23 protein-coding genes are annotated in these 23,994 nt (G+C 70.3%); 9 read left to right on the top strand and 14 right to left on the bottom strand.

The window, feature by feature from the left end; translation table 11 throughout:
- Positions 1–11: 11 nt before the first annotated feature.
- Entirely contained in the window at positions 12–575 is a 564-nt protein-coding gene (locus FOF48_RS30855; RefSeq protein ID WP_235685917.1) for a cysteine dioxygenase family protein, read from the bottom strand.
- Positions 576–906: 331 nt separating this feature from the next.
- On the opposite strand from FOF48_RS30855, the gene FOF48_RS30850 reads away from it, so the two are divergent.
- Complete coding sequence (locus tag FOF48_RS30850) at positions 907–1,902, top strand: general secretion pathway protein GspE (protein ID WP_143907544.1); 996 nt, start codon at positions 907–909, stop codon at positions 1,900–1,902.
- A 5-nt stretch (positions 1,903–1,907) separates the two neighbouring features.
- Here FOF48_RS30850 and FOF48_RS30845 read toward each other — a convergent pair whose 3' ends face one another.
- The 8 genes from FOF48_RS30845 to rpmH all read right to left on the bottom strand — a co-directional run bounded on the left by FOF48_RS30845 (position 1,908) and on the right by rpmH (position 8,089).
- A complete protein-coding gene (locus tag FOF48_RS30845) occupies positions 1,908–2,516 on the bottom strand; it encodes a Uma2 family endonuclease (RefSeq protein ID WP_143907542.1) in 609 nt (202 codons plus the stop codon).
- Positions 2,517–2,592: 76 nt separating this feature from the next.
- A complete protein-coding gene (locus FOF48_RS30840) occupies positions 2,593–4,188 on the bottom strand; it encodes a tRNA modification GTPase (protein WP_143907540.1) in 1,596 nt (531 codons plus the stop codon).
- A 152-nt stretch (positions 4,189–4,340) separates the two neighbouring features.
- On the bottom strand, positions 4,341–4,568 hold the full coding sequence (locus tag FOF48_RS30835; protein WP_143907538.1) for a hypothetical protein: 228 nt from the start codon (positions 4,566–4,568) through the stop codon (positions 4,341–4,343).
- A gap of 60 nt (positions 4,569–4,628) precedes the next feature.
- Complete coding sequence (locus FOF48_RS30830; protein WP_143907536.1) at positions 4,629–5,411, bottom strand: hypothetical protein; 783 nt, start codon at positions 5,409–5,411, stop codon at positions 4,629–4,631.
- Complete coding sequence (gene yidC, locus FOF48_RS30825) at positions 5,408–7,234, bottom strand: membrane protein insertase YidC (protein WP_143907534.1); 1,827 nt, start codon at positions 7,232–7,234, stop codon at positions 5,408–5,410. The genes FOF48_RS30830 and yidC overlap by 4 nt, the downstream gene beginning before the upstream one ends.
- A 52-nt stretch (positions 7,235–7,286) precedes the next feature.
- On the bottom strand, positions 7,287–7,505 hold the full coding sequence (gene yidD / locus FOF48_RS30820; RefSeq protein WP_143907532.1) for a membrane protein insertion efficiency factor YidD: 219 nt from the start codon (positions 7,503–7,505) through the stop codon (positions 7,287–7,289).
- A complete protein-coding gene (gene rnpA, locus FOF48_RS30815) occupies positions 7,502–7,921 on the bottom strand; it encodes a ribonuclease P protein component (RefSeq protein WP_143907530.1) in 420 nt (139 codons plus the stop codon). The genes yidD and rnpA overlap by 4 nt, the downstream gene beginning before the upstream one ends.
- A gap of 15 nt (positions 7,922–7,936) precedes the next feature.
- Positions 7,937–8,089: a 50S ribosomal protein L34 gene (gene rpmH, locus FOF48_RS30810; RefSeq protein WP_014400872.1), complete on the bottom strand. Its 153-nt coding sequence runs from the start codon at positions 8,087–8,089 to the stop codon at positions 7,937–7,939.
- Between the two features lie 779 nt (positions 8,090–8,868).
- Between rpmH and dnaA the strand changes: the two genes are divergently transcribed.
- The gene (dnaA, locus tag FOF48_RS30805; protein WP_143907528.1) at positions 8,869–10,224 is read left to right on the top strand and encodes a chromosomal replication initiator protein DnaA; all 1,356 of its coding nucleotides are present in this window, start codon (positions 8,869–8,871) and stop codon (positions 10,222–10,224) included.
- Positions 10,225–10,229: 5 nt separating this feature from the next.
- On the opposite strand, the gene FOF48_RS30800 is transcribed toward dnaA, so the two are convergent.
- Both FOF48_RS30800 and FOF48_RS30795 read right to left on the bottom strand, forming a co-directional pair.
- Entirely contained in the window at positions 10,230–10,673 is a 444-nt protein-coding gene (locus tag FOF48_RS30800; protein ID WP_143907526.1) for a CBS domain-containing protein, read from the bottom strand.
- Between the two features lie 193 nt (positions 10,674–10,866).
- Positions 10,867–11,706 (bottom strand): hypothetical protein, encoded by an 840-nt coding sequence (locus tag FOF48_RS30795; RefSeq protein WP_143907525.1) that lies wholly within the window; start codon positions 11,704–11,706, stop codon positions 10,867–10,869.
- Positions 11,707–11,825: 119 nt separating this feature from the next.
- Here FOF48_RS30795 and FOF48_RS30790 point away from each other — a divergent pair, with 119 nt between their 5' ends.
- On the top strand, positions 11,826–13,232 hold the full coding sequence (locus FOF48_RS30790; protein ID WP_143907796.1) for a pitrilysin family protein: 1,407 nt from the start codon (positions 11,826–11,828) through the stop codon (positions 13,230–13,232).
- 2 nt (positions 13,233–13,234) lie between these two features.
- Positions 13,235–14,734 (top strand): pitrilysin family protein, encoded by a 1,500-nt coding sequence (locus FOF48_RS30785; protein ID WP_143907523.1) that lies wholly within the window; start codon positions 13,235–13,237, stop codon positions 14,732–14,734.
- A gap of 65 nt (positions 14,735–14,799) precedes the next feature.
- Here FOF48_RS30785 and FOF48_RS30780 read toward each other — a convergent pair whose 3' ends face one another.
- Positions 14,800–15,081 (bottom strand): hypothetical protein, encoded by a 282-nt coding sequence (locus FOF48_RS30780; protein WP_143907521.1) that lies wholly within the window; start codon positions 15,079–15,081, stop codon positions 14,800–14,802.
- Between the two features lie 462 nt (positions 15,082–15,543).
- On the opposite strand from FOF48_RS30780, the gene thrA reads away from it, so the two are divergent.
- The 5 genes from thrA to FOF48_RS30755 all read left to right on the top strand — a co-directional run bounded on the left by thrA (position 15,544) and on the right by FOF48_RS30755 (position 20,978).
- The gene (thrA, locus tag FOF48_RS30775) at positions 15,544–18,000 is read left to right on the top strand and encodes a bifunctional aspartate kinase/homoserine dehydrogenase I (protein ID WP_143907519.1); all 2,457 of its coding nucleotides are present in this window, start codon (positions 15,544–15,546) and stop codon (positions 17,998–18,000) included.
- Positions 18,001–18,024: 24 nt separating this feature from the next.
- On the top strand, positions 18,025–18,675 hold the full coding sequence (locus tag FOF48_RS30770) for a TIGR02269 family lipoprotein (protein ID WP_143907517.1): 651 nt from the start codon (positions 18,025–18,027) through the stop codon (positions 18,673–18,675).
- A 26-nt stretch (positions 18,676–18,701) separates the two neighbouring features.
- Positions 18,702–19,427 (top strand): double-CXXCG motif protein, encoded by a 726-nt coding sequence (locus FOF48_RS30765; RefSeq protein WP_143907515.1) that lies wholly within the window; start codon positions 18,702–18,704, stop codon positions 19,425–19,427.
- Positions 19,428–19,574: 147 nt separating this feature from the next.
- Positions 19,575–20,225, top strand: a complete 651-nt coding sequence (locus FOF48_RS30760) for a TIGR02269 family lipoprotein (protein WP_143907513.1) — start codon at positions 19,575–19,577, stop codon at positions 20,223–20,225.
- A 27-nt stretch (positions 20,226–20,252) separates the two neighbouring features.
- Complete coding sequence (locus FOF48_RS30755) at positions 20,253–20,978, top strand: double-CXXCG motif protein (RefSeq protein WP_143907511.1); 726 nt, start codon at positions 20,253–20,255, stop codon at positions 20,976–20,978.
- Between the two features lie 3 nt (positions 20,979–20,981).
- Here the strand turns inward: FOF48_RS30755 and FOF48_RS30750 are convergent, their stop codons facing one another.
- Both FOF48_RS30750 and FOF48_RS30745 read right to left on the bottom strand, forming a co-directional pair.
- Complete coding sequence (locus FOF48_RS30750) at positions 20,982–22,811, bottom strand: alkaline phosphatase D family protein (RefSeq protein ID WP_143907509.1); 1,830 nt, start codon at positions 22,809–22,811, stop codon at positions 20,982–20,984.
- A gap of 163 nt (positions 22,812–22,974) precedes the next feature.
- The gene (locus FOF48_RS30745; protein ID WP_143907507.1) at positions 22,975–23,991 is read right to left on the bottom strand and encodes an alpha/beta fold hydrolase; all 1,017 of its coding nucleotides are present in this window, start codon (positions 23,989–23,991) and stop codon (positions 22,975–22,977) included.
- Positions 23,992–23,994: the final 3 nt, after the last annotated feature.

Raw genomic sequence — 23,994 nt, 5'->3', positions numbered from 1 at the left:
ACCGCCCCGCGTCAGAGGTGCACGGGGAGCGGCGCGCGGCCTTCGTTGGGCCGCACCAGCCGCCCGAAGACGCTGTGGTAGCGCAGGGTGTGTGACGCGCAGCGGTGGCGGCGCGGGTCGAAGACGAGGCAGTTCGCGACCGGGCCCGTGTAGACGTGCAGCGTCACGCCCGGGGCGGCGCCGGAGACGCTCACCCGGTGGATGGACGCGCTGGGGTCACGGAAGTCCACGTGCCCCGCGCCCACCGGGCCCACGCGCGAGGGCGGCCCCAGCCTCGCCCTGCCGGGCTCCGTCCCGCCCTCCAACAGCGGGTAGTTCTCCAGGAGGAATTCGCCGCGCTGGATGCTGAACCAGCACTCCTGGCCGTCATGGTCGTGGATGGGCGAGGCCACGCCCGCGGACCAGCAGTTGACGATGATCTCCAACCCCTCGTCGCGGTGGACGAGGTTGCGCGTGTAGCGGCCCGGCAGGAAGTGCAGGTAGGGCCTGAGGCTGGACGGAGCCACCCGCAGCCCCGCCAGGGCGGCGTCCACGCCCACGAGCCCCCCGGGGGACCCACGGCGTGCGCGGAGCATCCGCACGAATTCTCTCAGGCACGCATCAGCCATGCTTACAGGCTAGGAACGTCTGCGACATCCGGCCACCCTTGGGTCCACCTGTGAACGTCCGCCTCGTCGTCCCCCCCTCAAGGATTGGAGCGGGGTCCGTTGAAGGACAGCGAAGCCCCGGGTGGCTCCACGGGAAAGGGTACCGGATTTCCCAGCCCAGTTGGGAAATCGGATATCGCCGCCGCCAGCCTGGATGCGCTTTCGCTGTAATTTTACACCTTCCTGACGTAGAGGGGGAGGGTGTGATGGGCAGGTCGTCCCGGCCGAAGCACCGAGGGGGGCCGGAGGAGAGCGTGCGATGAAGAAGCGTCTGGGGGACATCCTGCTCGCGCGGGGTGTGGTGGATGCGTTGCAGTTGCAGTCGGCGCTGGCGTACCAGCGCAAGTGGGGCGTGGCGCTGGGGCAGGTGGTGGTGGATCAACGCTTCTGCACGGCGGAGGCGGTGTTGTCCGCGCTGGCGGCCCAGTCCGGAGTGGAGGCGGTGGACCTGGACACCCAGCCGCTGGACGCGTCGCTCGCGCGGTTGATTCCGCGCCGGGTGGCGGAGGCGAACCGGGTGGTCCCGCTGCGGCTGGAAGGGCAGGGGCCTCGCGACACGGTGCTGGTGGTGGCCCTGGCCGCGCCGGCGAGCCTGGCGACGCTGGACGTGGTGAAGAGCGTGTCCGGCAAGGCGCGGGTGGTGCCGAGGCTGGCCACGGACGCGGCGCTGGAGCGGGCCATCGGGCGGCTGTACCGGGGCGAGCCGGCGACACCTCAGCGCCGTCCCGGGATGGAGGGCTTCTCGCTGCCGGAGTGGGACGAAACGCTGCCCCTGGTGGTGGGCACGTCCCTGGCGGAGCTGACGGCCATGGAGGCTCCGACGGAAGCGCGGGACGTCCCGGGCCTGCCCATGCTGGCGCCCCTGGAGCCCGAGCGGACGCCGGTGCCCGAGCCGCGCGTGACGGTGCGCGAGCAAGTGCTGGTGTACGGCTGGGGCGCGGACGCGGCCGCCGGGCTGGTGCGGGTGCTGGGCGACGCGGGCTTCACGGTGAAGGTGGCGAGCACCGGGGACGTGTGCACCGCCAGCGAGTCGCAGGTGGTGGTGGCCCCGCTGCCCGCGATGGAGGTGCTGGCCCAGCGGCTGCGCGCGCAGGTGTTGGTCGCGGGCAAGACACCGGAGCGAGACCTGCATCGGGCGCAGGCGGTGCACGCCCGGGGTTTCGTGGCGGCGCCGGTGGATCCGGACCTGCTGCTGCGCGCGGTGCGGCGGCTGTCGCGCGCCTCCGAGGAAGCGCGCCTCAAGCACGCGAGCTGACGACCTCACGGCAACGCGACGAGCCGGGGCATCTCCTCCACCCCGTCGGGGAGCCACAGCGCTCCCAGGTCCAGGTGGATGGAGGGGAAGGGCTCGGCGCGCACCAGGGCGTCGTCCTCGTGGCTCGCCGTGAGGAGCCAGCCGCGCTTGAGGCGCTGGTAGACCTCCAGCGTGCGCGCGACGGGGTCCACGAGCCACACGTGGGAGACGCCGGCGCGTGCGTACAGGGGCAGCTTGCGCGCCCGGTCCAACGCGGTGGTCGCGGGGGTGAGCACCTCGCAGATCCAATCCGGCACGAGGGTGAAGAAGGCGGCGCCGGGCTCCGGCGGGGCGGCCACGCGTTCCCGGCGCCACGCGGCCAGGTCCGGTACGAGGACATCACCGCCCAGGTGCAGCTCTGGCGCGCGCAGGAAGCACCAGCGGCCGTTGCCACCCCGGCGCGGGTCCAGCCGCTCTCCCAGCTCCACGCCCATCATGAAGGCCGCGCGAGCAGGCGCGACGGAAGGGCGGGGCGAGGCCACCAGCTCGCCATCGAGGATTTCCCCGACCCAGCCTGTCGGCAGTGCCGACAGCAGCGGGTGGGAGGTGGGTTGAAGCTGCTGGAGTGCCGTCATGAACCCTCGGGGAGCGCCGGTGAACGCGAGGCATTCTAGGGAGGGGTCTGACATGCGGACCGCTGCCCGCCCGGGGCTACTTTCCGATGCAAAAACGCTGGAAAAGGGTGTCCAGGAGGGCTTCGGAAACGCTCGTTCCGGACACTTCGCCCAGGGCCTCCAGCGCGAGTCCGACCTCGCCGGAGAGCACCTCCAGGGTGGACATGCGCGAGGCCTCCTCCGCGCGGTCCAGCGCCTCGGCGGTGCGACGCAGGGCATCCGCGTGCCGTTCGGAGACGAGGGCCACCGCGGAGGGCGTGCCACCGCCCCACAATCGAGAGAGCACGGAGGTCCGGAGCGCGTCCACGCCCGCTCCCGTGAGGCCGCTGACGCGCGGCATGGCCGTGGCGCTGTCCGCTTCAACGAGCGAAGTCTGGGGCACGGAGGCCGCGCCTCCGGGCACCGTGGGGACGCTCTTCGGAGGCTCCCTCGCGACATCGCGCTGCCCCAGTGAGGTCAGGGGCTCGGGCGCGACCGCGGAGTGCATGGGTTGCTTCGGTGACCTGGATTCGACTCCGGAGCGCATGGGCTGCGACAGCGACTCGGACGCGACAGAGGAATGCGCGGGCTGCGTCGGCGACTCAGGCTCGACAGCGGAGTGCACGGGCTGCGTCAGCAGCTCCGGCACGACATCGCACTTGCCGACGACAACGAGCACGGCCGTGGATCCCGCTTCACGCATCCACGACGCGGCCTCCTCGCGCGACGCATCCGGCGGCAGCACGAGCACCGCCAGGTCCACGGCCGCGAGCAGCTCCCTCGTGCGCGCGATGCCCAGGGCCTCCACGCGACCGGCGGCCTCTCTCAAACCAGCGGTGTCGTAGAGCGTGACGCCCAGCCCGTCCCACTCGACGCGGGCCTCCAGGGCATCCCTCGTGGTGCCGGGCTCGGCGTCCACGAGCGCCCGGGCCTCGCCCACCAGCCGGTTGAACAGCGTGGACTTGCCCGCGTTCACTGGACCGTACAGCGCCACGCGAGCGCCCTGGCGCACCAGCCTTCCGCGCCCCACCTCCGCGCGCAGGGACACCGCCACGGCGCGCAGCGCGGCGACGCGAGGGCCCGCGTCCGCGTCCGCGTCCTCCGCCTCGTCCGGGAAGTTGAGGACGCCCTCCAGGTCCGCGTGGAGTTCGCGCAGCGGCTCCTCCAGCGCGCGGATCCGCTCCGCCAGGGCCCCGGACAGCCCGGCCGCGGCGGCGCGCACCGCCGCCTCCGAGTCCGCGGCCACCAGATCCGCGACCGCCTCCGCGCGGGTCAGGTCGATGCGGCCATGGAGGAACGCGCGGCGGGTGAACTCGCCGGGGAGCGCCGGGCGGACCCGGGGATCCTCCAGCGCCCTCGCGAGCAACAACCGCAAGAGGCGCGGGCTGCCATGCGCCTGGAGCTCCACCACGTCCTCGCCGGTGAAGGACTGGGGCGCCCGGAAGTAGAGGAACAGGCCCTCATCCAGCACACCGCCCGCCGCGTCCACGAACGCCGCCAGGTACGCATGGCGCGGCGTGGGCGCCAGGGGAACACCGGGCGCGAGCGCACGCCCTACCTCCAGCGCGGCCGGGCCGGACACCCGGAGGATGCCCACCGCCCCCGAGGCGGGAGCGGTGGCGAGCGCGACGATGGTGGCGGAGTCAGGCGTCATGGCGGCGGGGCAGGGGATGGCAGCGCGCGAAGGGAGCCCTCCAGACCGCTGCCCCCTCACGAAGAAAGGCACGCATCCCCACCCGGGATGCGTTCACACCGGATGGAGCGGCCCGCCCTCGCCCTTCGGACGGACCGGCCCGGCGGCCACGACTAGCGGGGCCCCTGCGGCGGGGTGGAACCCCGGGCGGCGCGCTCCACGTCGTCGCGGTGCTCGTTGATGTACTTCTCGACCTCGGCGTCGTCGACCTGCAGGTCGCGCAGCACGCCCGGATAGACGAAGCGGAAGGCCGGGGACTCCTCGTCCCCACGCAGACGGAAGCTCATCTTCAGCACCGCCGCGCCATACAGCTTGTCTTTCAAACCCTTCGCCTTACCCATTCGCTCCTCTCGTCCCAGGCGCCCGCCGGCGGCTCCGAGCGGGCCCCTTGGGGCACCCGCTCAGGCGTCGACGTCGTCCTCGTCGTCGTCCGGCAGCAGGCTCCGCTTGGGCATCGGGGCGGGCTTCGCCGGGGTGAACACCACGCGTCGGTTGCGGCCTTCACCTTCGGCCGCCACCTTCACGCCTTCCACTCCTTCTACCGCCTTCAGGACGCGTGTGCGGTCCTCTGTCTTCATCGCGGCGAACGCGTAGAAGCGCCCCAGGCTGGCGGACTTCTCCGCGAGCCGGCGGACGGCCTCCCGCAGCACCGGATCCTCTTCGACCTGCACGGAGCGCTCGTCCGCCTCCGCGCCCTTCGCCGGCGCCGGCGCGGCCTTCGCGACGGGCTGTCCCCCGCGCTGGCCACCGCGAGCGTTCGGCTGCGGCTGCGCCACGGGAGCCGGCGCGGCGGCCCGAGCGGGCTGCGCGGGCGCGGCCGCCGCCACCTGCGCCACGGCGGCCGTCGGCGCGGCGACAGGGGCCGGCTGCCCGGCGTCACGGCGCGGCCGGGGCTCCGGGTGCGCGCCCGCGCCCAGCATCACCCAGCGGCGCTCGACGCCAGGGCGGTGGAGCATCTTGTTGAGCAGGAACTGGAGCGAATCCAGGACCTGGCTGCGCTTGCCCGGCTCCACGCCCTGAGGGGCGCCGGACTCGAAGTGGAGCGCCACGGACAGGCTGCCGTCGGAGGCGTCCTGCAGGTCCAGCCGGGCAGGGAAGCCCATCAGCCCGAGGATGTCCCCCAACAGCCGCTCCACCCGGGGGCGGAAGTCCCCCCCGCCCACCACGCCCTGAGTCCCGCTCACTTGCGTTTGCCTCCCCCGGCGGACACCACCGCCGGCGTCCCGCCGCCCGTCTGGTTCTTCTTGCGGTCCAGCCACTTGCGCAGGCCGTACTGCTGGCCAATGGAGAGCACGTTGTTGGTGAAGATGTAGAGCGACAGGCCCGCGGGGTACTGGAGCAGCGTGAAGGTGAAGATGACGGGCATCACCCAGGTCATCATCCGCGCCTGCGCCGCGTCCATCATCTGCGGCTGCATCTTCTGCGTGATGATCATCGACACGCCCAGCGCCAGGGGCAGCAGGTACGTGGGGTCCTTGTAGGTGAGGTCCCGCCAGATGGGCCCGACGAACGGCTCGCCGTAGATTTCGAAGCTGTTGCGCAGCGACGTGAAGAGCGCGATCCACACCGGCATCTGGATGAGCAGGGGCAGGCAGCCGCCCAGGGGGTTCACCTTCGCCTCCTGGTACAGCTTCATGATCTCCACGTTCTGGCGCTCTTTGTCCTCCGCGAACTTCTTGCGGATCTCATCCATCTTCGGCTGCAGCACCTTCACCGCCTCCATGCTGACCATGGAGCGGTAGGTGAGCGGCAGCAGCGCCAGCTTCACCACCACGGTGAGCAGGATGATGGCCACGCCCCAGTTCCCCACGATGCCGTGGAAGAACTTCATGATGGTGAGCAGCAGCTTGCAGACCACCGCCCAGATGCCGAAGTCGACCGTGTCCTCCAGCAGCGGGTGGAACGGCGCGGCGGTCAGGCCGGCGACATTGCGCAGCTCGGGGCCCGGCACCGGGCGCAGCAGGTCCGGATCCTTGGGGCCCAGGTAGCCGCCGAAGCGGAACGTCGCCACCTGGCCGGGGGCCACGTTGAGCGGGAAGCCCGCGGACACCTCGCGCGCGGTGGGCGAGGCGACGAGCGTGCAGTGGCCGGCGATGGGGCCGTCCAGCGGGTAGAGCGCGGAGAGGAAGTACTGCTGGTCGATGCCGAAGAAGGCAATCTGGCCGCGCGTCTCCTCCGGCGGCTTGTCTCCCGGGGACAGCTTGTGGAGCTTGTCGTCCACCCAGCACGCGGAGCGGCTCAGGTTGCCCACGCCGCCGAAGAAGGACGGCGCGTGCTCGAACTCCGGGTCGATGGCGCGGCCGTAGTGCACCTTGAGCTCGCCCGACTGCGGCTGGCTGGAGGTGTTGCGCACCTGGAGGGTGTAGGTGAACTCGAAGCCCTCGCGCGGCCACAGGACCGTCTTGGTCACCTCCCACGGGCCCTGGCGGCCGGTGAACGCGACGCTGCCGCCGTTGTCCGAGGGGCCCTCCTGCACGGCGTAGCGGGTGTTCGCCGCCAGCGGCGCGCCCCCTTCAATCGTCACCGCGAGCGGCAGGGGCTGGCCGGGCACCGGGTGCGCCACGTTCATCTGCGGCGGCGGCGGGATGTCCTTGCCGAAGAGCTTCTCGAAGCCCTCCTTGACGGTGAGCGACTGCTGCTCGCGCATCTTCGTGCCCTGGAGCACGGCGGAGGTGAGGCCGGCGCCCTCGGAGGAGAAGGTGTACTTGACCTCCGGCCGGGCGAAGTCCGCGGTGCGCACGGGGGGCGGGGGGGCCTCCGTGGAGGGCGCGTGGGTGCCCGCGTCCTCGCCCAGGCCCGGTGGCGGCACGGCGGCCATGCCCGGGGTACCGGCATCCAGGGTGGCGGCCATCTCCACACCGGCGTCCGCGCCCTCGGCGCCCGGCGGCGGCGTCTTCGGAGCGAAGAAGAAGGTGTAGGCGGCGGTGGCCGCGAAGGAGAGGGCGAGCGCCAGGAGCAGCCGCTTCTGTGAATCGTTGGACTGGGGCGACAGCGGGTCGTTCGTCATGGATTTCCCTGTACCGGCGGAGGAGGGCCGGAGGGCGGGCGGAAGCGAACCGTCAGGGGACGGGATCGAATCCACCGGGGTGGAATGGCTGGCAGCGCATCAGGCGCCAGACAGTGAGGGCGCTGCCCTTCAAGCCGCCGTGCTTCTCCAGCGCCTGCATGGCGTAGGTGGAGCACGAGGGATGGAACCGACACGCCTTCGGCAGCAGCGGCCCCAGGAACCGCCGGTAGAAGCGGATGGGCAGGGCGATGACGAAGGCGAGTGGACTCATGGGGCGGACTCTTTGGGTGGCACCGGTGGTGCCGAAAAGAGCCGTTGCAGCTTACGGGTGACGCCGTCGAACGCACGGGAAACTTGCGCGAAGGAGGCTCCCTTCGCCGAGGAGCGAACGACCAGGACTACGTCGAGACCGGGGGGCCATTGCCCGCGGCGCTTGCGGAACAGCTCGCGAAGCAGCCTGCGCAGGCGCGCGCGCACCACCGCGTTGCCCACCTTGCTGGAGACGGTGAGTCCTACGCGGGAGTGCGCCCGGGAATTGCGTTGAACGAGGGCCAGGAGGCAGTCGGACGGAATCTTCTGACCGCCCTCCTGGACTTCGAGGAACTCACGCCGCTGGAGCAGGCGAAAGGCCTTGGGGAAGCGCTCGTCGGTTGCCTGAGGCACCCGCGGCGCCGCTCCCTCGGCCATCGTCCGTGCGTCCAGTTACTTCTTGAACGACGACACCACCAGGCGCTTACGGCCCTTCGCGCGGCGGCGCTTGAGGACATCCCGGCCGGACTTGGTGGCGTTCCGCTTACGGAACCCGTGGGCGCGGTTGCGCCGGATCTTCGACGGCTGGTACGTGCGCTTGGACACAACGACTCCTGAGAGCTGAAGGTGGCGCCTGGAACACCCGGCGCGACCCGTACAGTGGAAAGGGGGCGTCCGTAACCCTATTTCCTGGACAAGTCAATCAAGGATCACTTCGCCGGCCCTACAGCCCTGCGCCGGTGGACGCGGCCGATCATGTAGGAAAAGGGGGGACGGGGCAAGGAACGGCCATGGGGTTGTTCCAATAGAGCGCGTGGATGCGCTCCGTCCCGTCATGTAGGACCTCCGCTTCCGAAGCGAAGCGCTCGGGAAGGTCTTCCGGGAGTGGCAGCGCCTTCGGCGTGGGCGACAGGGAGTCCTGGTACAGGAAGAGGTCGTGGACCGAGGCCTCTCCCGGTGCGCCGCTTCGGCGGAGCAGGAACGTCCGTCCTTCCGCCGTCGTCGCGAACAAGGTCCTGCGGGCATCCCTGGGCATCCCCCGGGGACGGGGCGGGGAACAATCCCTGACCTCGGACACGCGGCGCGGATCCTCCAGAAGCGCTCCGCCCACCGTCCAGCACCCGACGTCCCGACCTCCACCGGGGATCCGTTCAGGTGGCGACGCCACCCACCTCCCGCGAACCCCCGGAACGCCTCTCTCAGCAGAGGCGATCCGGATCCACGCCCGGGCGTCGCGCGCGGATCCGCCGGGAGATCATCCGCGCACCGCCAACCCCTTGGAACTCCGGTGCTACAGGCCGGTTCCTTGATCAGCCCGATACCGTCTGTTAGCACCGCCAGACGCCCGCTGGTTCTCCTGATCCGCGCCGTCCCCGAGCCTTCGTGTGAACGCCCTCGCCCAAGCCCCCATGCCGTCGCTGCCCAGTGCCGGAGTCATCTGGACCCGCACGCTGGAAGCCATCCGCCAGGAGGGGCTCCACTACGCGCTGACCTGGCTGGAGCGGATGCGCCCCATGGAGGTGCGTGAGAACGCCCTCGTCCTGGGCGTGCCCGACCGCTTCTTCCGCGACTGGGTGGATGACCACTACCGGTCCATGCTGGAGACGCACCTGGCCCGGCTGGAGCCGTCCCTGGGCCGCGTCGCCTATGAGGTCGTCGTCGGTCCTCCGCCGACGTCGGACCTGCCGCCCACGCCCACCGTGAAGGTGAACTCCCTGCGGCCGGCGCGGCTCAACCCGCGCTTCACCTTCGACACCTACGTGGTCGCGGACAGCAACCAGCTCCCCGCCGCGGCGGCGCAGGCCGTGGCCCACCGACCGGGCCACAACTACAACCCGCTCTACATCTACGGCGGCACCGGCCTGGGCAAGACGCACCTGCTCCAGGCGGTGGGCAATCACATCTGGGAGAAGGACCCCACCCAGCGCATCGTCTATCTCTCCAGCGAGCAGTTCACCAACGAGTACGTGGAGAGCGTGCGCGAACACCGCATGACGGACTTCCGCCGGAAGTTCCGGGAAGAGTGCGACGTGCTGCTCATCGACGACATCCAGTTCCTGGGCAAGCGCGAGGAGACGCAGAAGGAGTTCTTCTACACCTTCGAGACGCTCTTCGGCCTCAACAAGGCCATCGTGCTCACCAGCGACATGGTGCCCGCGGAGGTCCCCGGCATGGAGGACCGGCTGCGAAGCCGCTTCGCCATGGGCCTGATGGCGGACATCCGCGAGCCCACCTACGAGACGCGCGTCGCCATCCTCCAGAAGAAGGCGGAGCAGGAGGGCCTGAACCTGCCGGACCCCGTGGCGCACTTCATCGCCCGGCATGTGCAGAAGAACGTGCGCGAGCTGGAAGGCGCGCTCGTGAAGCTGTCCGCCATGCACAGCCTGACGCGGCAGCCGGTGACGGAGGAGTTCGCGGCCCAGGTGCTGCGCGACATCCTGCCCGCGCAGCGCACCGTGGACGTGGAGGCCATCCAGCGGGAGGTGGCCCGCTTCTACAAGGTGACCGTGGACGCGCTGAAGGAGGACCGGCGCCACAAGGCGCTGGCGCACGCGCGCCAGGTGGCCATGTACCTGAGCCGCAAGCTGACGAAGAGCTCCTTCCCGGAGATCGCCTCGCGCTTCAACAAGGACCACTCCACCGTCATCTCCGCCGTGCGCAAGGTGGAGGGCCTGCGGGAGACGGACGCGGCCGTGCACCGCGACCTGTCGGAGCTGGAGACGAAGCTCGGCGGGATGTGAGCCTTTCAGTTCGCGGGGGCCGGCTCCGAGATGGCGGACACGGCCCCGAGCGTCCTGCCGCTCTCCTGCTCGTCCAGCTCCTCCGCGATGTCCCCCAGGGCGACGATGCCCACCAGCCGCTTGTCCCGGTTGAGCACCAGCAGGCGGCGGATCTTCGAAGCCCGCATCTTCTGGGCCACCTGGGTGAGGTCATCGTCGTCGTAGACGTACTCCACCCCGCGCGTCATCGCCTGGGCCACCTGGGTCCTCTCCACGTCCAGCCCCTGGGACACCGCGCGGATCACGATGTCCCGGTCGGTGAGCATGCCCACCAGCTCGTCGCCGTCGCAGACCGGCAGGGAGCCCACGTCCAGGGCGCGCATCTTCTCCGCGGCGACCTTCAGGGAATCCACCGGACGGACGGTCTCCACGTCCGGGGTCATCGCGTCGCTCACACGTTCCGTTGCCATGGCGTCTCTCCGGCTGCGGTTCCCCTTCAGCGTGGGCACCACACCGCCTGCTGACAGGCGCCGGGGACGGGAATGTCTGTCCATGTCCCCAGGCTCCGGGCAGGCCACGGCTCCAGGGGCTCTCCAGGGAGCTCACATCAAGGCGCCCGGCCGGGAGCTCCCTCTTTATTCACAGACACCCTGACCGCTCCGTTCAACCCTCACGGGACATCAACCAGCGCGCGATATCCCTCAGCGGGGCCCTCAGGACGTAACCCCAGGCGGACAGGATGACGATTCCCAGGAGCATGCCGCCAATCGCATACCCCCGGCGGTCGATGGGTGGGGAAGCCTTCAGGTCCACGCGCGTCAGCGCCACCGCGCCGAAAATCACCGCGAACGGCGCGAGCAGGGGCATCAGCACCGCGTTGACACCGAGCCGCAATGCCTGACGCGCGAGGGGGTTGTTGAGGCGCCGGTCCCACAACACCCTCAGCGCCTTGGCGGTCACGGGGCGCTGGAAGAAGAGCTGGTTGCGCACGTCCCGGTGGATGCCCCACGCGACGAGCATCCCGGGGCTGGCGCACAGCAACAGGAACCAGAGCGGTTGACTCACCTGGGTCCACATGACCCACGCCATCACCAGCGGCGGCAGCAACAGGGCGTGCCGCGCCCAGGGCTTGCCCAGGAAGAAGGCCACGCCCACCGGCGCCGCCGCGAGCATCAGGACCGCGAGCAGCGTGTGCCACGTGGGCCCCAGCCCCCACGCCACGAAGCAGGCGATGGCCCCCACGCAGAGCAGCAGCGTGACGAACCCCACCGTCCACGTCCACCCGTCGCGCCGGCCCCAGAAGCGCTGGCGCAGGGCCTCCAGGTAGTTCACGTCCGGACGCGCCGCGCAGGCCGCGCAGAACCGCTGGCCCTCCAGGCCCAGCACGGCCGTGGAGCACGCCGCGCACATGAAACCGCCGCACCGGGAACAGGTGCCGCCCGCGAGCACTTCCGGGTGGGCGACGCAGGGGACCGCCGCGGAAACGGGAACCTCCAGGCTCATGGCCGCAGTGTCGCACGGCGAGCAACACCCCACACAGGGCCGCCTTCGGGATTACAGGCCCCGGGGCGCGTGCTAAGCGCGCAGGTCCTGTCCTGAACCGTGGAGGAATCTTGTCCCGATTGAAGGCCCTCGCCGCCGCGGCCCTGTTCATGGGGCTTCCGGCGTTCGCGCAGACTCCCGAGGCGAAGCCCCTGGAGCCTGGCCGCGAAAACCTGGCCATCCCGTATGAGAAGTACACGCTGCCCAACGGCCTGGAGGTCATCCTCTCCGTGGACCGCAAGCTGCCCGTGGTGGCCGTCAATGTCTGGTACCACGTGGGTGCCTTTGACGAGCAGCCGGGCCGCACCGGCTTCGCGCACCTCTTCGAGCACATGATGTTCCAGGGCTCCAAGCACGTGCCGGACGACGTGCACATCGGCCTCCTGGAGCAGGCCGGGGCCAGCGACCTCAACGGCACCACCAGCTTCGACCGCACCAACTACTACGAGACCGTGCCCAGCAACCTGCTGGAGACCGCCCTCTGGCTGGAGAGCGACCGCATGGGCTTCCTGCTGGACGCCCTCACGGAGAAGAAGCTCCAGACCCAGAAGGAGGTGGTCAAGAACGAGCGCCGCCAGAGCGTGGAGACCGCCCCCTACGGTGAAGCCCAGGAGAAGGCGTGGCAGGCGCTGTTCCCGCCTCCGCACCCGTACTCGGGGAACGTCATCGGGTCCATGAAGGACCTGGACGCGGCCACCGTGGACGACGTGAAGTCGTTCTTCCGCACCTGGTACGCGCCCGCCAACGCGACGCTCGCCATCGTGGGCGACTTCGACCCCGCGAAGGCCAAGGCCCTGGTGGAGAAGTACTTCGCCACGCTGCCCTCCGGCCCCAAGCCCAAGCGCCCCGACGTGGCGCCCGTGAAGCACACCGAGGAGGTGGTCATCCGCCACGACGAGAAGGTGGCCACGCTGCCGCTGCTCTCGATGTCCTGGCTCACCGCCCCGTACCTGACGCCGGGGGACGCGACGGCGGACGTGCTCGCCACGGCGCTGGGCACCGGCCGCGCGAGCCGCCTGTACCGCCGCCTGGTGCTGGACAAGCAGCTGGCGCAGAGCGTGGACGCCACGCAGCAGAGCCAGGGCGCGCAGTCCGTCTTCTCCATCGAAGCGGTGGCCCGGCCCGGCGTCTCCACCGACACGCTGAAGAAGGAGATCGACGCGGTGCTGGACGAGGTCCGCAAGGACGGCATCACGGAGGAGGAGATCGTCCGCGCGCGCACCCGCTATGACACGCGCCAGCTGGCGGGCCTGCAGGCCGTGGGCGGCTCCGGCAGCAAGTCCGACACGCTCCAGACCTACAACCAGTTCGTGGGCGAGCCCAGCTACGTCGCGCAGGACCTGGCGCGCTACCAGGAAGTCACGCCCGCGAAGGTGAAGCAGTTCGCCAACGACGTGCTGCGTCCCGACGCGCGCGTCACCCTCCACGCGGTGCCGTCCAGCAAGGCCGCGCCTCAGTCTTCCGGTTCGGGCAAGGAGGCCCGTTGACCATGCACCGCCGAATCCTCACCGCCCTCCTCGCGCTGACCGTCTCCGGCTGCGCCACCACCAAGCCCGCGGAAGCCCCTCCCAGCGAAGCGCCAACGCAGCAGGCCCCGGCCCCCGCGCAGGACGCCGAGGCGTTCCGCGCCACGCCGCCCACGCCCGGCAAGCCGCCGGAGCTGGTGCTGCCCACGTTCGAGAAGGCGCAGCTGGACAACGGGCTCACCGTCATCGTCAGCACGCGCAAGGAGCTGCCGCTGGTGTTCGTGGGCATCGCCTTCGCCGCGGGCGTGTCGCAGGAGCCCCCCGCGAAGCTGGGCATCGCGGACCTGTCCTACCGCATGCTGCTGGAGGGCGCGGGCAAGCGCGACACCGTGGCGCTGGACAACGCGTTCGCGGACCTGGGCGTCTCGCCCGCGATGTCGGTGGATCCCGACGGCGCCTTCGTGGGCGCGCGCGTGCTGACGCGCAACGTGGACGCCGCGATGTCGCTCCTGTCGGACGTGGTGCTGCGGCCCACCTTCGACGCCAAGGCCTTCGAGCGGCGCAAGAAGCAGCAGCTGGGTGAGCTGGTGCGCCGCATGGGCGACCCGAACTTCCTCGCGCAGCAGGCCTACTACCAGGCGGTCTTCGGCGCGGACCACCCCTACGGCCACACGTCCGGGGGCACGCCGAAGACGGTGGAGTCGCTCACGCTGGCGGACGCGAAGAACTTCTACCTGAAGAACACCGGCCCCCGCGCCGCCGCGCTCATCATGACCGGCGACGTGACGCTGCCGCAGGCGGTGGAGTGGGCGAAGAAGTACTTTGGCGGGTGGAAGGGTGGGGCCGTCGCGCCCAAGCCGCCGCCCACGCCGCCCGTGCCCCCGCGCCAGCAGGTGCGCATCGTGCCCAAGCCGGGCCTGGAGCAGACGGTGGTGCTGGTGGGCCGTCCCGGCCTCGCCGCGGGCCACGCGGACGAGTACCCGCTGGAGCTGGCCACCACGGTGTTCGGCGGCTTCTTCGGCAGCCGGCTGAACATGAACATCCGCGAGGACAAGGGCTACAGCTACGGCGCCAACGCGCACCTGGGCACGCGCCTGGGCGTGGGTCCGCTCACCGCGTACGCGGCCGTGCGGCGCGACGTGACGGGCCCCGCGCTCAACGAGTTCATCAAGGAGCTGGCCGGCATCAAGACGAACCCCATCACGGAGAAGGAGCTGGCGGCCGCGCGCGAGGGCCTCATCCGCGCCTTCCCGGGCGCCTTCGAGACGGTGGAGGGCCTGGGCAGCAGCGCCGCGCAGCTCTACTTCCACCGCCGCCCCATGGACGAGTTCAAGCGCAGCGTGGAGGGCCTGCGGGACGCCAGCGCCGCGGAGGTGCAGCGCGTGGCGGAGGCCTACCTGGACCCCGCGAACATGCAGGTGGTGCTCGTGGGCGACCCGCTGGTCATCCAGGAGCAGGTGACGCCGCTCAACCTGGGCAAGCTGACCCTGGTGGACCCGGAAGCGGCCCCCGCGTCCAAGTAGCGGCCCGCTTCTCTTCGTGATGTCCGGCCGGGGTCCCGACGCGGGTGTCGGGGCCCCGGCTTTTTTCATTCCCGGGTGGGCTCCGTGTCCTCCTCGCGGGCCTCGGCCTTGAGGCGGCCGCGCTCCTCGCGCTCCTCGTCGTCGATGTCGTCCATCACGCTCTGGGGGTTGTTCCGGGGCCCACCCACCGGGGCGTCGCTGTCGAAGGCGAACTTCTGCTCCTCGGTGGAGTGCTTGGCGTTGTCCGCGTACAGGGGCTTGGTGTCGTCCGCCTCCAGTCCCCGCTCCACGCGGTCCTTGGCGAAGCCGGGCTTGTGGGCGGTGTCGCTCTTCTTGCGGGTGGCCATGGGTGGCTCTCCTGGGTGGTGGGACTGCTCACCTCTGGTCAATGTCGGCAGCCCCGGCCCTCCGCACCACGGTGGACGCCTGGGGGCGGGGGCCCGACTGGCTGCCTCCTGACCTGGAGCCGCCAAAGCGGTTAGGATGGGGCTCCATGGTCGGACGCAGCGGGAACAGCCAGCGGCACGAGGGGACGACGTCCTCCGTGGGCGCGCGTCTCCAGGCCGGCCTGACTCACACTCGCACTCGCACCGGCCTGACTCCTCGCGGAGCGCGGACCGCCTGACTTCGAAGCGGACCTCCCCAGGTCCCCCCTTCCGAACCCGGCCCCGCGCTCCTCCCGAGCGCGGGGCTTTTGCGTTGCCCCACCCCGTGTCCACTGAAACCTCCCAAGGACCCCGTATGACGACGCCGCTTCCGCTGAACCACCGCAGCCGCCGTGCCCCGCTGTTCCGCGAGGAGGCCGTGTCATGCGCGTGATGAAATTCGGTGGCACCAGTGTCGCAGATGCGGACCGGATGCGCGGGGTGGTGGCGCTGGTGGAGGAGGCGCGAAAGACGGAGCGGGTGGCGGTGGTGGCCTCCGCGGTGTCTGGCATCACCAACCTGCTGGTGGAGGCGGCGCGGGTGGCGCAGGAGGGCGAGCCGGTGCAGGACGCCTGCGCCCGGTTCGACGCCACGCACTCCGCCATCGCGAAGGCGTTGAGTGGGGACCTGAAGCCCGCGCAGGCGCGGCCGCTGGCGGAGGGGCTGGTGGCGCTGGGGGTGGAGCTGCGGGGGCTGTTGCAGGGCGTGGGGCTGCTGCGGGAGTGCTCGCCGTCGGTGCTGGCGCACCTGTCGGGCCTGGGGGAGCGGGCGTCGTGCCTGCTGCTCGCGGCGCTGATGGAGGCCCGGGGGCTCTCGCTCGTGAGCGTGGATCCGCGGCAGGTGCTGGTGTGCGTGGGGGATCCGCTCCAGGCGACGCCTCGGGTGGAGGAGATCCGCGAGCGGTTCGCGCCGCTGCGCGACGGAGGCCCGGGGCTGTTGTTGATGCCGGGCTTCTTCGGCGGGGACGTGCGCGGCAAGACGATGTCGCTGGGGCGTGGGGGGTCGGACTACTCGGCGGCGCTGGCGGCGGCGGCGCTGGATGCGCGGCTGTTGGAGATCTGGACGGACGTGGACGGCATCTTCAGCGCGGACCCGCGGCTGGTGCCGGAGGCGTTCGCGCTGGAGGAGGTGAGCTTCGAGGAGGCGATGGAGCTGGCCTACTTCGGCGCGAAGGTGCTGCATCCGAAGACGATCGCCCCCGCGCGCGAGCGGGGCATCCCGGTGCGCGTGTGCAACAGCTTCCGGCCGGAGCACCCGGGCACGCGGGTGACGGCCACGGCGCCGTCGGCGCGGCACCCGGTGCGCGGGCTGTCGTTCCTGCCGGACATCGCGCTCATCAACATCGCGGGGGCGGGGTTGAAGGGCGTGCCGGGCACGGCGGCGCGGGTGTTCGAGGCGATGGCGCGGGCCTCCATCTCCGTGGTGTTGATCACCCAGGGCTCCAGCGAGTCCTCCATCAGCTTCTGCGTGGGGGAGGCGGAGGCCGCGAAGGCGGTGCTGGCCCTGGAGGACGCGTTCGAGGCGGAGCGCGAGGCGGGGAAGGTGGACCCCATCGAGCACCAGCCGGGGTTCGCGGTGTTGAGCATCGTGGGGGACGGGATGCGGCACCGCGTGGGCATGGCGGGGACGTTCTTCAGCGCGCTGGGGGACGTGGATTGCAGCATCGCGGCCATCGCGCAGGGCTCCAGTGAGCGGAGCATCTCCGCGGTGATTGCACGCGAGGACGGGCCGCGCGCGATGGCGCACGTGCACCGCAAGTGCTTTGGCACCACGGAGGTGGTGGAGCTGCTGGTGGCGGGCGTGGGCACGGTGGGTGGGGAGCTGCTGAGGCAGATCCACCAGCAGGCGCCGAAGCTGAAGGCGCATGGGTTGGATTTGAGGGTGTGCGCCATCGCCAACAGCAGACACAGCCTGGTGGCGCCGGAGGGCGTGGCGCTGGAGGGGTGGAAGGCGCGGCTGGAGGCGAGCGAGTCTGGCTTCACGCTGGAGACGTTCCGCGCGTGGGCGAAGGCGCGGCGGCCGGGCCGGCCCATCTTCGTGGACTGCACGAGCAGCGAGGACGTGGCGCTGGGGTATCCGGCGCTGATGGCCTCCGGGCTGCACGTGGTGACGGCGAACAAGAAGGCCAACGCGGGGCGGCAGGAGCACTGGCGGACGCTGCGGGAGACGGCGGCGCGGCACCAGCGGCGGTTCCTCTACGAGACGAACGTGGGGGCGGGGCTGCCGGTCATCGACACGTTGAAGAACCTGCTGCGCACGGGCGACACGGTGCACCGGGTGGAGGGCATCCTGTCGGGTTCGCTGTCGTTCATCCTGGGGCTGACGGAGGCGGGGGTGCCGCTGTCGAAGGCGGTGGGCACGGCGATGGAGAAGGGCTTCACGGAGCCGGATCCGCGCGACGACCTGGAGGGCACGGACGTGGCGCGCAAGGTGCTCATCCTCGCGCGCGAGCTGGGGCGCACGCTGGAGTTGGAGGAGGTGGCGCTGGCGTCGCTGCTGCCGGAGGAGTTCGACGCGAAGGGGCCGCTGCCGGAGTTCCTGGCGCGGCTGCCGCAGGCGGATGACCTCTTCCAGCGGCGGGTGGATGCGCACCGGAAGGAGGGCAAGGTGTTGCGCTACGTGGGCAGCGTGGGCCCGGAGGGCGTGAGCGTGGGATTGGTGCCGGTGCCGCTGGAGCATCCGCTGGCGGCGGTGAAGGGGGGCGAGAACGCGCTCAGCTTCTTGTCGGAGCGCTACAGCCCCACGCCGCTGGTGATTCGGGGTTACGGCGCGGGCGCGGCGGTGACGGCGGCGGGGGTGCTGGCGGATGTGTTGCGATTGGTGGAGGGGCCGTTGCCCTGAGCGTGGGTGTTAGGCTTTTCCTTCATGGGGAAAAGCCTGACGTCCGTCGTCCTGGCGCTGGGGATGGCGGCGTGCGCGTCCAGCACGCCGCTCCAGCAGCGCTGGGATGAAGCCGAAGCGGAGTGCGGTGACGCGAGCGAAGACGCCTGTGTCACCCTGGTGTGTGGGGACACGGCCTGTGGCTTCTATCGCTGCGAGGACGTGGCGGGGGAGGTGGTGCTGGCGCGAGGACTCCCGCCCAGGCCGCCTCCGGTGGCGGTGGCTCCCGCGCCGGGAAGTGGGCCCCGGCGCAACTGGGGCGGGAGCATGGACCTGCCGGGCGGTGCGGAGCCGGTGATGGTGTTCCCCTGGTACGGGAGCGCGAAGCCCGTCCCTCCTCAGCGCCAGTTGCCGGCGGGTCGGTTCGAGAAGCACCACATCTTCCCGCAGGCGCAGGACCTCGCACGGTGGTTCAAGGCGCGGGGCATCGACATCCACCAGTACACGATCCCCATCCCTGTCCATGTCCACCGGCGCATCCACGGTGGTGGGCCCAAGGGGGGCCTGTGGAACGAAGCCTGGCGCGAGTTCAGCAAGGCGAACAGGTCCGCGACACCTCCGGAGATCTTCAAGCACGCGGGGGAGCTCATCTACCGATTCCAGCTTCTGGGCGGTCCCATCCAGCAGTACAACTGAGCTTCAGCGCTCTGGATCCAAAGCCCATGACCCGTTTCTTCGATCTGCGCACCGACAAGGTGGCCAGGAACTCCTTCAGCGGTGACTTTGACGCCGCGCCGAAGTGGGGCCTGCCCGGCATCAAGGATTGTCCGGGCTGTGGGGCGACCTGGGCGTCATGGGGGGACCACTACCCGAGCGTGGACCTCTCAGACCTTCCAGAACGACAAGCCTTCGAAGAGGCCCGACCCGAGCCCTTCCACGAGTTCGTCCGCCTCCGGGAACTGATTCGTCCCCTGGCTCCTCCAAACGTCGCCCTCTCACCCGGCACCTCCTTTGGTCCATTGGTGGGCCGTGCCTCGGGCCAGTTCGCACCCTTCTCCGGGCTGGAAAGCTGTTGGATCCTCGTGCGCCGCGACGCCTTCGACAGCCTCCAGGCCGCCGGAGTGCGTGGGCTGCTGGGATGCAAGACGGAGTTGCGGTTCCGGCAGAAGACGCCCCCGGACATCCTCGAACTCCAGCTGGAACCCCGTGGCTTGCTGCACCCGGATTGCTTCCCGCCTGACCTGGCGCCTCCCTGTACTACCTGCGGACGACTGGGTCTCCGCCTCCCGGAGGACCCCATCCTCGATGGCACCTCACTGCCCACGGACACGGACCTATTCCGCCTGGGCAATTACAGCACCGTCCTCATCGGCACCGACCGTTTCAAGGACGCGGTGGAGCAGGGGGGATGGACCGGCATCTCCTTCCGTGAGCTTCCCGTCCACTGAACCTCACCCCTGCGGCGGGAAGGGGGGCGGCTCCACCACCACCTCCATCGGCAGGTGCTGCTTCTCCGCGATCCACTGGGCCCATAGGATGTGTTGAGATTGGTGGAGGGGCCGTTGCCCTGAGCGTGGGTGTTAGGCTTTTCCTTCATGGGGAAAAGCCTGACGTCCGTCGTCCTGGCGCTGTGGATGGCGGCGTGCGCGTCCAGCACGCCGCTCCAGCAGCGCTGGGATGAAGCCGAAGCGGAGTGCGGTGACGCCAGCGAAGACGCCTGTGTCACCCTGGTGTGTGGGGACACCGCGTGCGGCTTCTATCGCTGTGAGGACGTCGCAGGGGAGGTGGTGCTGGCGCGAGGACTCCCGCCCAGGCCGCCTCCGGTGGCCGTGGCTCCCGCGCCGGGAAGTGGGCCCCGGCGCAACTGGGGCGGGAGCATGGACCTGACGGGCGGTGCGGAGCCGGTGATGGTGTTCCCCTGGTACGGGAGCACGAAGCCCGTCCCTCCTCAGCGCCAGTTGCCGACGGGCCGGTTCGAGAAGCACCACATCTTCCCGCAGGAACAGCGCCTCGCCGAGTGGTTCGCGCGAAAGGGCATCGACATCCACCAGTACACGATCCCCATCCCTGTCCATGTCCACCGGCGCATCCACGGTGGTGGGCCCAAGGGGGGCCTGTGGAACGAAGCCTGGCGCGACTTCAAGGCGTCGAACGATGGCGCCACCCCTCCGGAGATCTTCAAGCACGCGGGGGAGCTCATCTACCGATTCCAGCTTCTGGGCGGTCCCATCGAGAAGTACAACTGACGGCTCTCGCGCGAGGAGCGCCAGCCCGTGACCCGTTTCTTCCAATTGCGCAACGACAAGGAAGCCAGGGCCCGTTTCAGCGGGGACTTCGATGCCGCGCACCCATGGGGGCTGCCAGGACTGAGGGACTGCCCAGGTTGTGGGGCCACCTGGTCCATCTCCGCTCAACACTATCCAGGCGTCGACCTGTCCCATTTCCCTGAACGCGGTCTATTCGAGGAGGCTCGCGCGGAGCCCTTCACGGAGTTCGTCCGCCTGCGTGAGTTGATTCGCCCACTGGCTCCTCTGGGTGCAAGGCTTCCACCCGGCACCACCTTCGGTCCGTTGGTGGGCCGCGCCACCGGCCAGTTCGGGCCCTTCACCGGCTTGGAGGACTCGTTGATCCTCGTGCGCCGCGACGCCTTCGACAGCCTCCAGGCCGCCGGAGTGCGTGGGCTGCTGGGATGCAAGACGGAGTTGCGGTTCCGGCAGAAGACGCCCCCGGACATCCTCGAACTCCAGCTGGAACCTCGTGGATTGCTGCACCCGGATTGCTTCCCGCCCGACCTGGCGCCCCCCTGTGCCACCTGCGGACGACTGGGACTCCGCCTCCCGGAGGACCCCATCCTCGATGGCGCCTCACTGCCCACGGACACGGACCTGTTCCGCTTGGGCAATTACAGCACCGTCCTCATCGGCACCGACCGTTTCAAGGACGCGGTGGAGCAGGGGGGATGGACCGGCATCTCCTTCCGTGAGCTTCCCGTCCACTGAACCTCACCCCTGCGGCGGGAAGGGGGGCGGCTCCACCACCACCTCCATCGGCAGGTGCTGCTTCTCCGCGATCCACTGGATCCACAGCTTGGGACGCGGCGGCGTGTCGGGGTGCTTGGGTCGCTCCAACCGGATGGACAGCCAGTTGCGGTCCCGCAGGTACAGCTCCTTGCCCACCGGCAAGAGCTCCGTCTGGAGGAAGCCCGGCAGGTCCTCCCGCGCATCCTGCGACATCGCGAGCATCCCCCTGAAGGCCAGCCATCCCGGCGGCGGATGCACGATGGGCGAGGACGTCGCCTGTTCGATGAACACCTCCCCCACCGTGCCCAGCGCCGGCACCAGGTGGTCCGGGTTGCGTGAACGCACGCGCGCCCTGGCCCCCACGTGCACGTCTCCCGACAACACCGTCACCGCGCAGTAGGACTTCCTCGCCAGCGAGAACAGGTTCATCAACAACCGCGTGCGCTCGCCGCGGTGCACCGCCGATTCCCACTGGTCCAGCAGGTCGTCCCGCAGGTCCCCGCTCATCCGCTCCATCGCCGGCCCGAAGCGCAGGTGCACCAGCGGCACCGACGACACCACCAGCACGTGCCGCGCCTTCTTCCCGTTCTCCGGCCGCTGACGGTGCTCCTCCCGCCAGGCGTCGAACGCATCCCACTGCGGCCGACTCATCACCGTGAACTCGGTCCGCGGATGCGCGCCCTTCTCGTCGAGCTTCCTGCTGGTCCTGCCGCTTCGCAGGTCCAGCATCACCACGTCCAGGTCGCAGTCCGCCGTGGAGAAACAATACGTCTGGAAATAGTGCCGGGTGCCTCGCGGATCCACGTCCAAGGCCTCGCGCCACAGGGGCTTGACCACGCCCAGGTCGTCCGGCTCGCGCGCCATCCCCGGCTGGTCGAGCGTGCCTCTCTGGAAGGCCTCGAACGTCCGCGCCGCCGCGCTGTAGATGGCCCGGTACCAGTGCGACGCCTGAAGGTCCTCCTGTGAACCCCACCCGTCGAAGATGTCGTGGTCGTCCCACATGAAGAGCCCCGGCACCCGCTTCAGCAGCTCCGCGATGCCCTGGTCCCCGCCCCACCGCTCCCGGTAAAGCCATACATACTCCGTGAGCAGCTTCTCGCGGAGGCCCTCCGGGACCTGGGCCTTCAACCGCTCGGAGCGCCGCAGCTTCATGAACCCGTTGAGCAGGTCCATCGTGCCGTGGAGCGAGTCCGCGTAGAGCTGATCCCCCCCTCCCACGAGCAGTTGGAGACCCGGCGTCTTGTCCGGATCCGTCGGCTCCTCCTGGTGTTGCTTCAGCATCCGGTCCCAGAGCGCGAAGGGCTGCTCCAGGTCGCTCCAATCACTCGCACGGCTGGCGCCATTGCAGGAGAAGAACGCGATGTTCGGCGACACGCCCTTGGGGGGCACGACGATGTCCGACACCACCAGCGGCACCGACGGGTCGAGCGGCGGCGGCGAGGGCGGGTCGCCACGAGGGGGCGGACGCTCGAACGTCACCGGCACGCCGGGATGGTCCGGGGACTCGAAGTGATAGGTCAGCCGCTGGGCCGCCTCCGTGCGCGGCAGCACCACCTCCCAACGCCACACCACCCCCCGTGTGTCCTCGGGCAGGGCGGTGAAGTCCGCCGCGGGCCTCGCCTTCTCCTCGCCGTTCAGCGCCTTGACCGGCTGGCCCCTCGCGTCCCTGAAACACAGCGTCAGCGCCGGGGCCCGCGCGGCCGACGGGCTGTCCAGGAACAGGTTGACGAAGAAGCTCCACACATCGTGGGACCTCGGGTCGGGCGTGGCCTGCGCCTTCGCGTAGAGGATGGGTCCGAGCAGCAGCTTCATCACGCCCCCGTTGAACCGTGAGGCCGACCTCCGGCCCGGCGGGAAAGCGTGTCACAGACCTCCGCTCGCGTCGAAGAAGGCGCGAAGCCCGCCCGCTCCCCCCTTGCGCGGCGGCGCGGCGAAGACCCTCTCCCAGCCCCCCGCGGACGCGGGGCGTGCGTGGCTACTTCGCGCCCTTGCGCAGGAAGTCCAGCAGGGCGGCGTGCCACTTCTCCGGCGCCTCGAAGTGCGGGATGTGGCCCACGTCCGGGAGCTCCACCAGGGTCGCGCCCGGGATGGCCGCGGCCGTCTTCTTCCCCAGCGCCGGGTACTGGCCCAGCCTCGGGAGCAGCGCGGGCGGCACGCTGCCCTTGCCCACCACCGTGCGGTCCTCCTGGCCAATGACGACCAGCGTGGGGACCTTCACGAGCGGGAACTCGTGCACCACCGGCTGCTCGTAGATCATCGTCTGCGTGGCGGCGGCCACCCAGGCCATGCGCGGGTACTCGCCGCTGAGCGTCTGGCGGTAGAGGACCTGGACGTATTCGTCGTACTCGGGCTTCCACTTCACGTAGTAGCCGCGCTGGTACTTGCGCAGGCCCTCCTCCGTGGCCTGGAGGTTCTCGCGGTAGAGGTCCTCGGTGGACTTCCACGGGACGCTCTCCCGGTAGTCCTCCAACCCGATGGGGTTCTCCAGCACCAGCCGCGCCGTCGTCTCCGGGTACATCAACGCGAAGCGGGTGGCGAGCATGCCTCCCATGGAGTGCCCGACGACGGTGGCCTGCTTCACGCCCACCGTGTCGAGCACCTGCTTCGTCAGCGACGCCAGCGTGTGGAAGCTGTACGCGATGGCGGGCTTGGACGACTTGCCGAAGCCAATCTGGTCCGGCACCACGACGCGGTAGCCCGCGCCGGTGAGGACGCGGATCGTGTCCTTCCAGTACGCGCCGAAGAAGTTCTTCCCGTGCAGCAGCACCACGGTGCGCCCGTTGGCGTTGGCCGTGGGCTTCACGTCCATGTACGCCATGCGCAGGTCCTGGCCCTCCAGCGTGACGGGCAGGAACTGCACGGGCGCGGGGTAGGGGTAGCCCTCCATGCCCAGGCCCAGCGCCTCCGGGGCGCGTTTCGTGTCCTGCGCGTTCGCCGCCGGAGCGGACAGGAGCAGGGCGGAGAGCAGCAGCGCGGGGACTCGGACGGACATGGG

It is taken from the genome of Corallococcus sp. Z5C101001 (genome assembly GCF_007352635.1).
In the GTDB taxonomy this organism is placed as follows: domain Bacteria; phylum Myxococcota; class Myxococcia; order Myxococcales; family Myxococcaceae; genus Corallococcus; species Corallococcus silvisoli.
The sequence above is the reverse complement of the archived record's forward strand: the minus strand, read 5'-3'. Positions and strand labels throughout refer to the sequence as shown.

Coding starts and splice junctions, on each gene's coding strand:
- FOF48_RS30855 (WP_235685917.1), bottom strand. CDS start 575: ATGCTCCGCGCACGCCGTGGGTCCCCCGGGGGGCTCGTGGGCGTGGAC.
- FOF48_RS30850 (WP_143907544.1), top strand. CDS start 907: ATGAAGAAGCGTCTGGGGGACATCCTGCTCGCGCGGGGTGTGGTGGAT.
- FOF48_RS30845 (WP_143907542.1), bottom strand. CDS start 2,516: ATGACGGCACTCCAGCAGCTTCAACCCACCTCCCACCCGCTGCTGTCG.
- FOF48_RS30840 (WP_143907540.1), bottom strand. CDS start 4,188: ATGACGCCTGACTCCGCCACCATCGTCGCGCTCGCCACCGCTCCCGCC.
- FOF48_RS30835 (WP_143907538.1), bottom strand. CDS start 4,568: ATGGGTAAGGCGAAGGGTTTGAAAGACAAGCTGTATGGCGCGGCGGTG.
- yidC (WP_143907534.1), bottom strand. CDS start 7,234: ATGACGAACGACCCGCTGTCGCCCCAGTCCAACGATTCACAGAAGCGG.
- yidD (WP_143907532.1), bottom strand. CDS start 7,505: ATGAGTCCACTCGCCTTCGTCATCGCCCTGCCCATCCGCTTCTACCGG.
- rnpA (WP_143907530.1), bottom strand. CDS start 7,921: ATGGCCGAGGGAGCGGCGCCGCGGGTGCCTCAGGCAACCGACGAGCGC.
- FOF48_RS30800 (WP_143907526.1), bottom strand. CDS start 10,673: ATGGCAACGGAACGTGTGAGCGACGCGATGACCCCGGACGTGGAGACC.
- FOF48_RS30795 (WP_143907525.1), bottom strand. CDS start 11,706: ATGAGCCTGGAGGTTCCCGTTTCCGCGGCGGTCCCCTGCGTCGCCCAC.
- FOF48_RS30785 (WP_143907523.1), top strand. CDS start 13,235: ATGCACCGCCGAATCCTCACCGCCCTCCTCGCGCTGACCGTCTCCGGC.
- FOF48_RS30780 (WP_143907521.1), bottom strand. CDS start 15,081: ATGGCCACCCGCAAGAAGAGCGACACCGCCCACAAGCCCGGCTTCGCC.
- thrA (WP_143907519.1), top strand. CDS start 15,544: ATGCGCGTGATGAAATTCGGTGGCACCAGTGTCGCAGATGCGGACCGG.
- FOF48_RS30770 (WP_143907517.1), top strand. CDS start 18,025: ATGGGGAAAAGCCTGACGTCCGTCGTCCTGGCGCTGGGGATGGCGGCG.
- FOF48_RS30765 (WP_143907515.1), top strand. CDS start 18,702: ATGACCCGTTTCTTCGATCTGCGCACCGACAAGGTGGCCAGGAACTCC.
- FOF48_RS30760 (WP_143907513.1), top strand. CDS start 19,575: ATGGGGAAAAGCCTGACGTCCGTCGTCCTGGCGCTGTGGATGGCGGCG.
- FOF48_RS30750 (WP_143907509.1), bottom strand. CDS start 22,811: ATGAAGCTGCTGCTCGGACCCATCCTCTACGCGAAGGCGCAGGCCACG.
- FOF48_RS30745 (WP_143907507.1), bottom strand. CDS start 23,991: ATGTCCGTCCGAGTCCCCGCGCTGCTGCTCTCCGCCCTGCTCCTGTCC.